The following is a 14,627-nucleotide window of genomic DNA, read 5'->3' on the forward strand; positions in this document are numbered from 1 at the left end:
CCCGGCTCAAGCGCCGAGTTGCTGGTCAATGAAGGCGAAGAGTTCGTCGTCCGAAGACGGCGTGAAGCCGGGCCCGTCCAGGCTCTCGGCGAGTTTCCGCAGGCGCGCGCCTGCTTTCGCGTGTTCGTCGCTGCCCGGGTCGAGCCGACTCAGCGCGGCTTCCAGTCCGTCGAGCAGGCCCTCCACGTCGTCGTCCGTCCCGGCGAGTTCCTGCCAGAGGTAGGCGGCCAGCGCCTGCGGGGTCGGATGGTCGAAGACGAGCGTCGCGGGCACGGCGAGCCCGGTCGCGGCGTCGAGCCGGTTACGCAGTTCGACCGCGGTGAGCGAGTCGAAACCCAGTTCGGTGAACGCGCGGTCCGGGCCGACCGCCGACGTGTCCGGGTGGCCGAGCACCTTGGCCACGGTTTCGCGGGCGACCTTCAGCAGCAGCCGTCGCTGCTCGGGTTCGATCAGGCCGCTCAGCCGGGACCGCAGATCCGCCACCGGTGCTTCGGCGACCGCGGTCTCCGGTCGTGGCAGTTCGGCGAGCACCGGCGCGGCGCGGAAGTCCTCGAAGAACGACGGCCAGTCGAAGTCGGCGACCGTGACACAGGTGTCGCCGTCGGCGATCGCCCGGACGAACTCCTCGGCGGCGGACTCGGGGGTCATCGGGCGCAACCCCTTGCGGCGGACGGCGTCGTCGACGGCCTCGGCCATGCCGCCCTCGGCCCACGGGCCCCAAGCGATCGACACCGCGTTGACGCCCTCGGCCCGCCATCGGGTCGCGAGCGCGTCGAGTTCCGCGTTCGCGGCGGCGTAGGCGGCCTGACCGCCGTTGCCGAGCACCCCGGCGATGGACGAGAACAGCACCAGCGCGTCGAGGTCTTCCGTCAGCTCCCGCAGATGGTGCGCGGCGGTCACCTTCGGCCGGGCGACGGCCTCGAACCGTTCGGGCGTCGCGTCGTCGAGAAGGGCGTCGTCGAGGACTCCGGCCGTGTGCACGACCACGCGGAGGCCGGTCAGGCTGGTGACCACTGTGGACAGTGCGTCCCGGTCGGCGGCGTCGCAGGCGTGGATGTCGACGCGGGCGCCGAGACCTTCCAGCCGTTCACGCAGTTCCGCCGCCCCCGGCGCGTCCTCGCCACGGCGGGACAGAAGCACGACGTGTTCCGTCCCGGCGCGGATCAGCCGTTCGGCCACGAGCGCGCCCAGAGCCCCGGTGCCGCCGGTGATCAGCGCGGTTCCGGAGGTGGTCCACGGCGTGCCCGACGCGGGGGCGGCGGGGACGAGCCGGCGGGCGAAGATCCCGTCGGCGCGGATCGCGACCTCGTCTTCGGGACCGCCGAGCACGTCGCGGAGGCGAGCGGCTTGGTCCGGTCGATCGGGCAAGGTCACGCAGCCACCCCAGCGGCGGGGCTGCTCGATCGCCGCGACCCGTGCGACCGCGGCGACGCCGGGATCGCTGGTGGCACACCACACCTTCGCCGGGGTGTCCCGCAGGAGAGCGGCGAGTGCGGCCCCGTCCGCCAGGAAGGCGAGGATCGGGCCGGTCTCGGGGACTTCCGTCACCAGAGGCGCGTCGAGTGCCTTCGCGGCGGCTTCCGCCCACGCGTGGGGTTCGGCGGCGTAGACGGTCCAGGATTCCTGCGACGCCACCGGCTCCATCGGACGCCAGACGACTTCGTACCGCCGGGCCGGAGGTGCGGTCCGCTCGGCGGCGAGCCAGAAGCGGTCGCGCCGGAAGGGATACGTCGGCAAGTCGACACGGGTGGCGCCGGTGCCGTCGAAGATCCGGGCCCAGTCGAGCCGCACCCCGGCGGTGAAGAGCCTTCCCCGCGCCAGGTCCGCGGCGGCGGCCTCGTCACGATCTTTCCGTTGTGTGGCGATGAAGACGCCGTCGCTGACGCAGTCGGCGCCCAGCGCGGTCAAGGAGGCGTCCGGCCCGATCTCGACGAAACGCCGGACACCGCGAGCGTGCAGGCTCGCGACGCCGTCGGCGAACCGGACGGGTTCGCGCACTTGCCGCACCCAGTACTCCGGGTCGCGGACGTCACCGGAGATGATCGGGATCCGCGGCTCGGCGTACGTCACGCTCTCGGCGACCTCGCGGAAGTCGTCGAGCATCCCGTCCATCATCGCGGAGTGGAAGGCGTGGCTGACCGAAAGCCGCTTGGAGCGACGGCCGGGGAAGGCCTCGACCACCGCGGTGACCGCTGCCTCCTCACCGGAGAGAACGAGGGAGGCGGGGCCGTTGATCGCGGCGATGCTCACGCCTTCGGGCAGGTCCAGTTCCGCCTCGGTGGCCTGCAACGCCACCATCACCCCGCCCTCGGGCCGCGCCTGCATCAGCCTGCCGCGGGCGGCGACCAGCCGGGCGGCGTCGTCGAGCGACCACACCCCGGCGACGTACGCTGCGGCGAGCTCGCCGATCGAGTGCCCGAGCAGGAAGTCCGGCTCCACCCCCCAGGACCGCACGAGCTCGGCCATCGCGACCTCGAAGGCGAACAACGCGGGCTGCGCCACGTCGGTCCGGTCGATCCTGGTCTGGTCTTCGCAGGCGAGGACTTCGGCGAGCTTGAAGCCGGTGTGCGCGTCGAGCCGGTCCGCGACACGTTCGAAGGTCTCGGCGAACACGGGGAAGGCCGCGGCGAGCCCGGCGCCCATCGCGAGCCGCTGCGAGCCCTGCCCGGTGCAGAGGAAGGCCAGTTTGCCGCCGCCCGCGCGGCCGGTGACGACGCCGGGCGCGGACTCGCCGCGGGCCAGGGCGCCGAGGCCGGCGCGGAGTTCGTCTTCGTCGGCTCCGGTGACGACCGCGCGATACGGCAGCGGCGCCCGGCCAGTGGCCAGTGACCAGGCGATGTCGGTGGGGTGACCGCCGGTCTGGAGCAAGCGGTCCGCCAGCTCGGGCAGCGCGGTCTCGGTGCGTGCGGACAGCACCCACGGGACCCGGGCTCGCCCGGCCGTGCTCTCGGCCTGCGGCCGTTCGGGGGCCTGGCGGAGGATGACGTGCGAGTTGGTGCCGCTGATCCCGAACGACGACACCGCCGCCGCGCGCGGGCGGCCCGTCTCGGGCCAGGGCCGGTGCTCGGTGAGCAGTTCGACCGCACCGGAATCCCAGGCGACGTGCGGGGAAGGCTCGTCGGCGTGCAGCGTGCGCGGCAGCTCGCCGCGGCGCAGCGCCTCGACCATCTTGATGATCCCGGCGACCCCGGCGGCGGCCTGGGTGTGCCCGATGTTCGACTTGACCGAACCGAGCCACAGCGGGGTTTCCCGGTCGCGGCCGTACGTCGCGAGCAAGGTGTCCGCCTCGATCGGGTCACCGAGCTTCGTCCCCGTACCGTGCGCCTCGACGACGTCGATGTCCGAAGTGGACAGTCCGGCGCTCGCCAGCGCGGCGCGGATCACGCGTTGCTGGGACGGCCCGTTGGGCGCGGTGAGCCCGTTCGACGCGCCGTCGGAGTTGACCGCGGAGCCCTGCACGACGGCCAGCACCCGGTGCCCGTTGCGGACGGCGTCGGACAGTTTCTCCAGCAGCAGCACGCCGGCGCCCTCGCCCCAGCCGGTTCCGTCGGCGCCCGCGCCGAAAGACTTGCAGCGCCCGTCCGGGGCGAGCCCGCGCTGACGGGAGAACTCGACGAACGTGTCCGGGACCGCCATCACCGTCGCGCCGCCCGCCAGCGCGAGCGAACACTCCCCAGCCCGGAGCGCCTGCGCGGCCAGGTGCACGGCAACCAGCGACGACGAGCAAGCCGTGTCGACCGACACGGCCGGGCCCTCGAAGCCGAACGTGTAGGCGACGCGGCCGGAAAGCACACTGCCGGCGGTGCCGGTGCCGAGGAAGCCCTCGACTCCTTCGGGCAGCTCGGAAACACCGGTTCCGTAGTCGTGGTACATGATCCCGGCGAACACGCCGGTCGCGCTGCCCTTCAACGTCGACGCGTCGAGCCCGGCGCGCTCGATCGCCTCCCAGCTGATCTGCAGCAGAAGCCGCTGCTGCGGATCCATCGCGAGCGCTTCGCGCGGCGAGATACCGAAGAACTCGGGATCGAATTCGGCGGCCTCGTGGAGGAATCCGCCTTCCCGCGCGTACGACGTACCGGGGTGATCGGGGTCGGGGTGGAACAGCTCGGCGAGGTTCCAGCCACGGTCGGCGGGGAACCCCGTGACCGCGTCGCGACCGTCGGCCACCAGATCCCACAACGCCCCGGGCGAATCGACCCCGCCCGGGTAGCGGCATCCCATGCCGATGATCGCGACCGGTTCCCTCGCCGCGTCGGCGAGTTCGCGGTTGCGCGCGGCCAGCCTGCTGTTCTCCTTGACCGACTCCCGCAGCGCGGTCACCAGTTCTTCGGGTGTCGCCATCAGATTCTCCGGACCGGACGAGACGGACGCAGCTCGGGCATGGCCTCATCCTGTGCGCGGACGCCGCTCGTCCCGGGCGCTCTTCGCCACCCCGGCCCCATTGCCCGGTAACCGGGGGCCCACTGGTACGTGAAGGCCCCCTTCACTGCGCTAGGCGCAATGAAGGGGGCCTTCACGTACTTGGGTGGCTGGTTCGCGCGCACGCGTGGGCTCGTGCGTCCGCGCTGTGATCCCGTCCGTGAAGGCCTCCTTGAGGGACTCTGGGTCCCTCAAGGAGGCCTTCACGGACTTGCGATCACCACGAAACCGGCCGTCAGTCCGGTGAAGCGGTCGACATCGCCCGGCTGATCAGATCCCCCACGTCCAGATCGTCGATCGACTCACCGGACACCGCGGGCTCCGCGACAGGCAGTTCCTCGGCCAACCGGACCAGAGCCTCCAGCACCCCCAGTTCCCGGAGCCGCTCGAGCGGCGCGCCCGCCAGCGCACGTCGCAGACGCGCCTCGTCGGGCACCGCGACCTCCGGGAACAGCAGCGTCCGGAGGTGTGCCGCAAGGGCCGAAGGGGTCGGGTGGTCGAACACCACCGTCGCCCCGAGTTGCCGTCCCGCCGCGGCCGCGAGCCGGTTGCGCAGATCGACCGACGTCAGCGAGTCGAAGCCGAGGTCGGTGAACGCGTGGTCCGGGTCCACCTCGTCCGCCGTGGCGAAGCCGAGCACCTGCGCGGTCTGCGTCCGGACCAGGTCTTCCAGCGCGTCCGGCGTGAGCGCGGCGGATTCCGCGACCGGGGAAGCCGTGCGCCGCACGGGAAGCCGGACGAGCCCGGTGAGCAGCGCGGGCAGCACCCCCGCCCGGGCCTGGTCCCGCAACCCGGCCAGGTCGAGTTTGACCGGAACGGCCACCGGCCCGGGAGCGCGGTCGAACAGCGCCGCGCCCTCTTCCGGTGTGAGCGCACCGAAGCCGTCGCGCCGCATCCTGTCGATCAGCGCCTGGTCGAGAACCCCGCCCATCCCCTCGGCGGCCCACATCCCGTACGCGAGCGACCGCGCGGGCAGGCCGTCGGCGTGCCGTCGCTCGGCCAGCGCGTCGAGGTAGGCGTTGGCCGCGGCGTAGTTGCCCTGCCCCGGCCCGCCGAGCACGCCGGACACCGACGAGACCAGCACGAACTCGGTCAGCGGCCGGTCGAGGGTCAGTTCGTGCAGGTGACGGGCCCCGTCGGCCTTCGGCCCGAGGACCCGGTCCAGGCGTTCCGGGGTCAGCGCGGTGACGACGCCGTCGTCGAGCACACCCGCCGCGTGCACGATGCCGGACAGCTCGGGGATGCCGTCCAGCAGGGCGGCGACCGCGTCCCGATCGGCGACGTCGCACGCTTCGACGCGCACCTCCGCGCCCAGCTCGCCCAGCCGGGCGGCCAATTCTCGGGCGCCGGGAGCGGCGAGGCCACGACGGCTGGTGAGCACCAGCCGTTCGACGCCGTGTTCGGTCACGAGCCGTTCGGCCAGTTTCGCCCCGACACCGCCGGTACCGCCGGTGATCAGCACCGTGCCCGCGGGCTCCCAGTCCGGTTTCGGGCCGGGCTCGGCGCGGACCAGCCGCGGTACCTCGGCGCGACCGTCCCGCACCCGGACCCGGGGCTCGCCGGTGGCCAGCGCGGTGTCCACATCGGACACTTCTCCGTCGAGGATGACGAACCGGCCGGGGTTCTCCGCCTGCGCGGACCGCACCAGACCGGCCGCGGCCGCGTCGTCGAGCCCCTCGCCGACGACCACCACCAGCCGCGAGCCGGAGAACCGCGGCTCGGCCAGGAACCGTTGCAGGACTTCGAGGACAGCGTGGATCCCCGCCGGCGGCACCGGCAGGACGACGACCGGCGGCACCGATTCGGTCACCTCGTCCCACCGCACCCACGGCACCGGCGTGGCGGACGACGGCTCGGCCGCGACGTGCTCGACGCGGAACAGCGACCGGTCTTCCCCGGCCCGCACCTGCTCGCCGGTGACCGCGCGGACGACCAGCGAGCCGACCGACAGCACCGGTGCCCCGGCGAGATCGGTCAGGTCGACCGCGACCTCCCCGGGCGCGAGGAACCGCAGCCGCGCGCGGACCGTCGTGGCGCCGGTCGCGTGCAGGCTGACGTCGCTCCAGCTGAACGGCAGCGCCCCCGATTCCTCACCCTCGCCGAGGAACATGCCGTGCAGGGCGGCGTCGAACAACGCCGGATGGATCCCGAACCGCGCGGCGTCGTCCCGGGCGTCCTCGGGCAGCGAGATTTCGGCGTAGCGGTCTTCACCGTGCCGCCAGGCCGCACGCAGCCCCTGGAAGAGCGGGCCGTAGACGAACCCGCGATCGGCGAGATCGTCGTAGAACGAGCCGAGGTCGATGGGTTCGAGACCGTCCGGCCATACGAAGCCCTTCGCGGGCGGCTCGGCCTCGGCCACCAGGCCGAGCGCGTTGAGTTCCCACTCCTCGCCGGGGATCCGCGAGTGGATGGTCACCGCCGCCGCCGCGCTGACCGCGACCTGCAGTTCGAGCGGCCCGCTCTCGGGAATCACGACGGGGGCGTGCAGGGTCAGTTCGGCCAGCCGCGGCCGTCCGGCCTCGTCACCCGCCCGGACGGCGAGTTCGGCGAGCGCCGCGCCCGGCAGCAGGACGGTGTCGTGCACCGTGTGCCCGGAGAGCCAGGGGTGGGTCGCGAGCGAAATCCGTCCGGTGAGGACGGTGCCGTCGCTCTCGGCGAGGGAGAGCCCGGCGACGAGCAGCGGATGACCCGGCGAGTCCAGCCCGGCCGAGGTGAGATCTCCGACCGGTGCCGGTTCGAGCCAGAAGTGCTTCCGCTGGAACGGATACGTCGGAACGTCGACCGCTCGGGCACCGGGCAGCACGGCGTCCCAGTCGACACGGACACCTTGGACGTGCAGGGTCGCGAGCGCGGTCATCGCCGTCAAGGCTTCGTCGCGCCCCTTGCGCAGCAGGGGAATTCCGTCGGTGAGGGCCGAAAGCACCGCGTCCGGGCCGATTTCGAGGAACTTCGTGACGCCGTCGGCGCGAAGCTGCTCGACCGCCGCACCGAACCGGACGGTTTCCCGGACGTGCGCGACCCAGTAGGCCGGGTCGGTCACCTGCGACACCATCGGAATACGCGGCTCCGAGAACGTCAGCTCCCGGACCACCGCGGCGAAGTCGTCCAGCATCGGCTCCATCAGCACCGAATGGAACGCGTGCGAAACGTCCAGCCGCTTGGTCTTCCGGCCACTGAACCGTTCCACGACGGCGAGCGTCGGCTCTTCGGCACCGGAAAGCACCACCGACGACGGACCGTTCACCGCCCCCAGCGAAACACCCTCAGGCAGTTCCCCGATCTCTTCCTCGGACGCCTGGACCGCAACCATCACTCCGCCCGGCGGCAAGGCCTGCATCAACCGGCCACGCGCCACGACGAGCTTCGCCGCGTCAGCCAACGACAGCACACCGGCGACATGCGCGGCCGCGATCTCACCGATCGAATGCCCCGCCAAGTAATCCGGCCGCACACCCCACGACTCCACCAACCGGAACAACGCCACTTCCAAAGCGAAAATCGCCGGCTGCGCGAACTCCGTCCGCGACAGATCCCCGATCCCGGGCAACAGCGCACAAACCTCGTCATACGCCGCCGCGAACACCGGAAACGCCTCGTACAGCCCGGAACCCATCCCCGGCCGCTGCGAACCCTGCCCGGTGAACAGGAAGGCCAGCTTGCCCCGCGTCGCGCGGCCGGTGATGCCGCCACCGTCGGCGATGGCTTCGAGCCCGGCACGCAGGCTCTCCGCGTCCGCGCCGACGACCGCGGCCCGGCGCTCGTGCGCGGTCCGCGTCGTCGCCAGGGAGTACGCCACGTCATGCGGATCCGCATTGTCCACAAGGGACAGGAGAGCGCGGGCCTGGTCGGCGACGGCCTGATCGGTCTTCGCCGACAGCACCCACGGTACGACGCCGTGCGAGGCAGGTTCGGCGGAGGCTTCGGCCGGGACCTGCTCCAGGACGACGTGCGCGTTCGTCCCGCTGATGCCGAACGACGACACCCCGGCCCGGCGCGGTCGCCTCACTTCCGGCCACGGCCTCGGCTCACGGAGCAGTTCCACGGCACCGGCGTCCCATTCGATCTCCTCGGACGGTTCCGCCGCGTGCAGGGTCCTCGGCAGCACACCCCGGCGCATCGCCTCGACCATCTTGATGATCCCGGCGACCCCGGCGGCGGCCTGCGTATGGCCGAGGTTCGACTTGACCGAACCGAACCACAATGGTTCGTCCCGCTCGGCGCCGTAGGTCGCGATGAGCGCCTGCGCCTCGATCGGGTCGCCCAGCCGCGTGCCCGTCCCGTGCGCCTCGACCGCGTCGATGTCCGCTGTGGACAGACCGGCGTCGGCGAGCGCCGCACGGATCACGCGCTGCTGCGAAGGGCCGTTCGGCGCGGTGAGACCGTTGGACGCGCCGTCCTGGTTGATCGCGGAACCGCGCACCACGGCCAGCACCGGATGCCCGTTGCGGCGGGCGTCCGAAAGCCGCTCCAGCACGAGCACCCCGGCGCCTTCCGACCAGCCGGTGCCGTCGGCGCCTGCCGAGAACGACTTGCAGCGACCGTCCGGGGATAGCCCGCGCTGGCGCGAGAAGTCGAGGAACGTCTCCGGCGTCGCCATCACGGTGACCCCGCCGGCGAGCGCCATGTCGCATTCCCCCGCCCGCAGCGACCGGGCGGCGAGATGCAGCGCGACCAGCGACGACGAACACGCCGTGTCGACCGACACCGCCGGGCCTTCCAGGCCGAGGGTGTACGCGATCCGTCCGGACAGGACACTCGCCGAGGTCCCGGTGCCCAGGAAGCCGGCGACGCTCTCGGGCACGCTGGCCAGTTTCGCGGCGTAGTCGTAGTACATGATCCCGGCGAACACACCGGTGGCGCTGCCCTTCAGCGACGCCGGGTCGAGCCGGGCGCGCTCGAGCGCTTCCCAGCTGATCTCCAGCAGGAGCCGCTGCTGCGGGTCCATCGCCAGGGCTTCCCGCGGCGAGATGCCGAAGAACTCGGGATCGAACTCGCCCGCGTCGTGCAGGAATCCGCCGTGCCGGGTGTAGGTCTTGCCGGGCAGGCCGGGTTCGGGGTCGTAGATCCCGTCGACGTCCCAGCCTCGTCCGCCGGGGAACGGCGAGATCGCGTCGGTGCCCGCGGCCACGAGGTCCCACAGCTCCTCGGGTGACCGGACGCCGCCGGGGTACCGGCAGCTCATCGCGACGATCGCGATCGGCTCGTCGGCGGTGCCGCGGCGGGTCACCACCGGACGCGCCGGTTCCGGGGCGCCGAGCAGTTCGGCGCCGAGGTACGCGGCCACCGCCGCCGGGCTCGGATGGTCGAACACGAGCGTCGCCGGCAGCCGCAACCCGGTCTCCGCGGTGAGCTCGTTGCGCAGTTCGACCGCGGTCAGGGAGTCGAAGCCCAGTTCGGTGAAGGGCCGCGACGGCTCCACGGTGTCCGCGCCCGCCCGGCCGAGAACCGCCGCGACGCGTGCCCGGACCAGGTCGATCAGCAGGGCTTCCCGGTCGGTTTCGGAGAGCCCGGCGAGCCGTCCCGCCAGCCCGGTGTCAGTGCGGCGGGCGGCTTCGCGGCGAGTCCGGACGCGGACCAGCCCGCGCAGCAACGGCGGGACACCGGCGCCGCGCACGGCGGCGAGGTCGAGCCGCACCGGCACGAGGACGGCACCGCCGTCGGCCACGGCGGCGTCGAACAGCGCGAGTCCTTCTTCCGGTTCGAGGGCGCCGAAGCCGTCCCTGCCGATCCGGTCGCGGTCGGTGCCGCTCAGCGAGGCACCCATCCCGTCCCGCCACAGGCCCCACGCGAGTGACTGCGCGGGCTTCCCGGCGGCACGGCGCCGCCGGGCGAGGGCGTCCAGCTCGGCATTCGCCGCCGAGTACGCGCCCTGCCCCGGTGAGCCGAACACGCCGGCGATCGAGGAGAACAGCATGAAGAAGTCGAGGTCGCCGGTGAGTTCGTCGAGTACGTGGGCGGCCGTGGCCTTCGCCCGGTACACGGCGGCGACCCGCTCGGGAGTGAGTGACGCGATCACACCGTCGTCCAGGACGCCCGCCGCGTGGACGACGCCGGTGACCGGAGGTTCGGCCGACGCCAGGAGGCTGCGCACCTGATCGCGATCGGAGACGTCGCAGGCCTCGATCCGGGCCCCGAGATCGTCGGCGAGCTGCCGGGCACCCGGCGCGTCCGCGCCACGACGGCTGACCAGCAGCAGATGCCGGACACCGTGTTCGGCGACCAGATGCCGGGCGAGGCGGGCGCCGAGCCCACCGGTGCCGCCGGTGATCAGGACCGTGCCGGAAGTGTCCAGTGTGGACTCGCCGGAACCGGCCCTGGCCAGGCGCGGGGCGAACAGGTTTCCGCCGTCGGCGTGTACTTCGGGTTCGCCGGTGGCGAGTGCGGCCTCGACGTCGGCGTGGGTGCCGCGGACCAGGACGATCCGCCCAGGATGTTCGGCCTGCGCGGCCCGGACCAGGCCCTCGGCCGCGCCTTCCCGAGCGGTCAGCACCACCAGCGGGCCGGACTCGTCAGTGGCCAGGAAGTCTTGCAAGGCGACGAGAGTGGTGTCGAGCGCATCGGCTTCCACCACCGCCGCGGGCGTGAGGTCCGGAGAACCGGCGGGAAGCGGCACGTCTTCGACACGATAGAGGCCGTCCCGCACCGAGGTCGTGGCCGTGACGGCGCGGACGCTGAGCCCGCCCACGGAAGCGACCGGCGCGCCCGTGCCGTCGGCGAGATTGAACGCGAACCCGTCGGCGACCGGCCGGGCATGCACCCGCAGTTCGGTCGCGCCCCGCGCGTGCAGCACGACGTCACGCCAGGCGAACGGCACCGAACCCTGGTCTTCGCCGGGAACGGCGGTGGCCTGGAGCGCGGCGTCCAGCAACGCCGGGTGCAGACCGAACTTCGCTGCCTGCTCGGGCTCAGGAAGGGCGACCTCGGCGAAGATCTCCGTGCCACGGCGCCAGACCTTGCGCAGGCCGCGGAACATCGGCCCGTACGCGAGCCCGGCGGCGGCCAGCCGTTCGTAGGCGTCTTCGAGTCCGAGCGACTCGGCGTTCTCCGGCGGCCAAGCGGTGTCCATAGTGGACACCGGCGGCGTGCCGAGGAAGCCGGTCGCGTGGGTGACCCACGGCCGCTCCGGAAGCCGCGAATGAATCGACACCGGACGGCGGCCGTGCTCGTCGGCGGCGCCCGCGACGACCTGGACCTCCGGCGCGGTGCCGGGTTCGAGGACCAGCGGTTCCCGCAGGATCAGCTCTTCCACGCCCGCGCAGCCCACCTCGTCGCCCGCGCGGACGGCGAGTTCGGCGAACGCGGTACCGGGGACGAGCACCCGGCCGGCGACGACATGGTCGGCCAGCCACGGATGCCGGTCGAGCGAGAGGCGTCCCGTGAGCAGGACACCGTCGTCGGCGGCGACGGACACGGCGGCGCCGAGCAGCGGGTGGTCGGCGGCGGCGAGCCCGGCCGCGGTGACGTCGGCGTCGCTTTCCTGACCGAGCCAGAAGTGCTCGTGCTGGAAGGCGTACGTCGGCAGGTCGATGAACCGTCCGCCGCCGAGGTAGGCGGCCCAGTCGACGGCGACACCACGCGCGTGCAGCGTGCCGAGCGCGGAGACCAGGTGCCCGGGTTCGTCGTGGCCGCGGCGCAGCGCGGGCACTCCGCCGTCGACGAGCGCGCTGAGCACGGCGTCCGGCCCGAGCTCGAAGAACTTCGTGACCCCGGCGGCGGTCAGGCGCTCGGCCGCGCCGGCGAACCGCACGGTCTCGCGGACATGCGCGACCCAGTACGCCGGGTCCGTCAGATCCGCGTTCTCCGCCACGGTGGACACGATCGGGATCCGCGGCGCCGAGAACTCCAGGCCTCGCACCACCTCGGCGAAGTCGTTCAGCATCGGTTCCATCAGCACCGAGTGGAACGCGTGCGACACGTCCAGCCGTTTGGTCTTCCGGTCGCTGAACCGTTCTACGAAGGTGAGAGTCGCTTCCTCGGCCCCGGACAGCACCACCGACGACGGACCGTTCACCGCGGCCAGCGAGACTCCCTCGGGCAACTCGCCGAGTTCCTCCTCGGACGCCTGCACCGCCACCATCACGCCACCAGCGGGCAGGGCTTGCATCAACCGGCCCCGCGCCACGACGAGTTTCGCCGCGTCGGTCAAGGACAGCACTCCGGCGACGTGAGCGGCCGCGATCTCACCGATCGAATGCCCCGCCAGATAATCCGGCCGCACACCCCACGACTCCACAAGGCGGAACAACGCCACTTCCAACGCGAAGATCGCCGGCTGCGCGAACTCCGTTCGGCCCAGATCCCCGAACTCGGGCAGCAGCGCACAAACTTCGTCGTAGGCCGCCGCGAACGCCGGGAACGCCTCGTACAGCCCGGAACCCATCCCGAGGCGTTGCGAACCCTGTCCGGTGAACAGGAACGCGAGCCCGCCCTCGGTCACCCGGGTGGCGGCGACATCGGCCAGCCCCGCCGACAGGGTTTCCCAGTCCGTACCCGTGACTACGGCCCGGTACGGCAGCGCCGCCCTGGTCGTCAGGGTGTACGCGACGTCGATGGGCTCCGCGGTCCCGGCCACCGCGAGCAGACGGGACGCCTGGGCGGCCAGCGCCGGTTCCGTGGCCGCGGACAGCAGCAGCGGCACGACGGCGGGCGCGTCCCGCACCGCGGCGGGCTCCTCCGGCGGGGCCTGCTCCAGCACGACGTGCGCGTTCGTCCCGCTGATCCCGAACGACGACACCGCCGCCGAACGGGGCCGCCCGGTCTCGGGCCACGGCGTACGTTCGGTCAGCAGCGAGACCGGCCCGGCCGTCCAGTCGACCTCGCGGCTGGGCGTGCCGACGTTGAGGGTCGGCGGCAGGACACCGTGACGCATCGCCTCGACCATCTTGATGATCCCGGCGATCCCGGCCGCCGCCTGCGCGTGCCCGAAGTTCGACTTGACCGAACCGAGGAACAGCGGCCGGTCACGGTCGCGGCCGTACGTGGCGATCAGCGCTTCGGCCTCGATCGGGTCGCCCAGCCTGGTTCCCGTGCCGTGCGCCTCGACGGCGTCGACGTCCGAAGTGGACAGTCGTGCATCGGCGAGCGCCGCCCGGATCACGCGTTGCTGCGACGGGCCGTTCGGCGCCGTCAGGCCGTTGGAAGCGCCGTCGGAGTTCACCGCGGAACCCCGCACCACGGCGAGGATCCGGTGACCGTTGCGCTGGGCGTCGGACAGCTTCTCCAGCACGAGCATCCCGACGCCTTCGGCCCAGGCGGTGCCGTCGGCGTCGTCGGAGAACGATTTGCAGCGCCCGTCCGGCGCCAGGCCGCGCTGCCGCGCGAAATCGACGAAGATCCCCGGCGAGGCCATCAGGTTGACGCCACCGGCCAGGGCGAGCGTGCACTCCCCCGCGCGCAGGCCGCGCACCGCAGCGTGCACCGCGACCAGCGACGACGAACACGCCGTGTCGATCGAGACCGCCGGCCCCTCCAGGCCGAGCTGGTAGGCGATCCGTCCGGAGTGGACACTGCAGGTGGTGCCGGTGAGCAGGTAGCCGTCCACCGTGTCGCCCGGGTTGTGCAGCCGCGGCCCGTACTCCTGCGCGGAAACGCCGACGTAGACACCGGTGGGGCTGCCGCGCAGCGCGGCCGGATCGAGGCCGGCGCGTTCGACGGCCTCCCATCCGACCTCCAGCAGCAGCCGCTGCTGCGGTTCCATGGCCAGCGCCTCACGCGGCGAGATCCCGAAGAACTCGGCGTCGAATCCGGCGGCACCGGGCAGGAAACCACCGGTACGCACATAGGTGGTCCCGCGCTTCTCGGGGTCGTCGTCGAACAGGCCGGAGGTGTCCCAGCCGCGGTCGGCCGGGAACTCGCCGATGCCCTCACGGCCGTTCTCGACCAGGTCCCACAGCGCGGCGGGCGTGTCGGCCCCGCCGGGGAACCGGCAGGCCATGCCGACGATCGCGATCGGCTCGTGCCGTCCGTCCTCGGCGTCACGCAGCCGTTCGCGGGTCCGGTGCAGGTCCCCGGTCACCCGCTTCAGCAGGTCGAGAAGCTTCTCTTGGTCCGCCATCACACCCTCGCTCGGTGGTCGGTGTCTGTCGGTGAACCCGCGTCCGCGATCGACGTCGGCAGGACACTGTCTGGTCATCCATCTCAGGACGCCCTGTCACCGCGATAGCGGGGGCCTTCGGCCAGCGCGGGTTCACGCGTTCAGTCGCTCTTCC

Annotated in this window: 2 protein-coding genes; both read right to left on the minus strand. The window is 72.5% G+C overall.

Annotated elements, in window-relative coordinates; translation table 11 throughout:
- Positions 1 to 6: 6 nt before the first annotated feature.
- The gene (locus tag CVV72_RS14730) at positions 7 to 4,341 is read right to left on the minus strand and encodes a type I polyketide synthase (protein WP_219152971.1); all 4,335 of its coding nucleotides are present in this window, start codon (positions 4,339 to 4,341) and stop codon (positions 7 to 9) included.
- Positions 4,342 to 4,654: 313 nt separating this feature from the next.
- Positions 4,655 to 14,473: a type I polyketide synthase gene (locus CVV72_RS14735; protein WP_219152972.1), complete on the minus strand. Its 9,819-nt coding sequence runs from the start codon at positions 14,471 to 14,473 to the stop codon at positions 4,655 to 4,657.
- Between the last annotated feature and the right edge of the window lie 154 nt (positions 14,474 to 14,627).

The organism is Amycolatopsis sp. TNS106 (genome assembly GCF_019330265.1).
GTDB lineage: Bacteria > Actinomycetota > Actinomycetes > Mycobacteriales > Pseudonocardiaceae > Amycolatopsis > Amycolatopsis lurida.

Excerpts from the sequence above, each read along its gene's own strand:
- CVV72_RS14730 (WP_219152971.1), bottom strand. The coding sequence starts at position 4,341 with ATGGCGACACCCGAAGAACTGGTGACCGCGCTGCGGGAGTCGGTCAAG.
- CVV72_RS14735 (WP_219152972.1), bottom strand. The coding sequence starts at position 14,473 with ATGGCGGACCAAGAGAAGCTTCTCGACCTGCTGAAGCGGGTGACCGGG.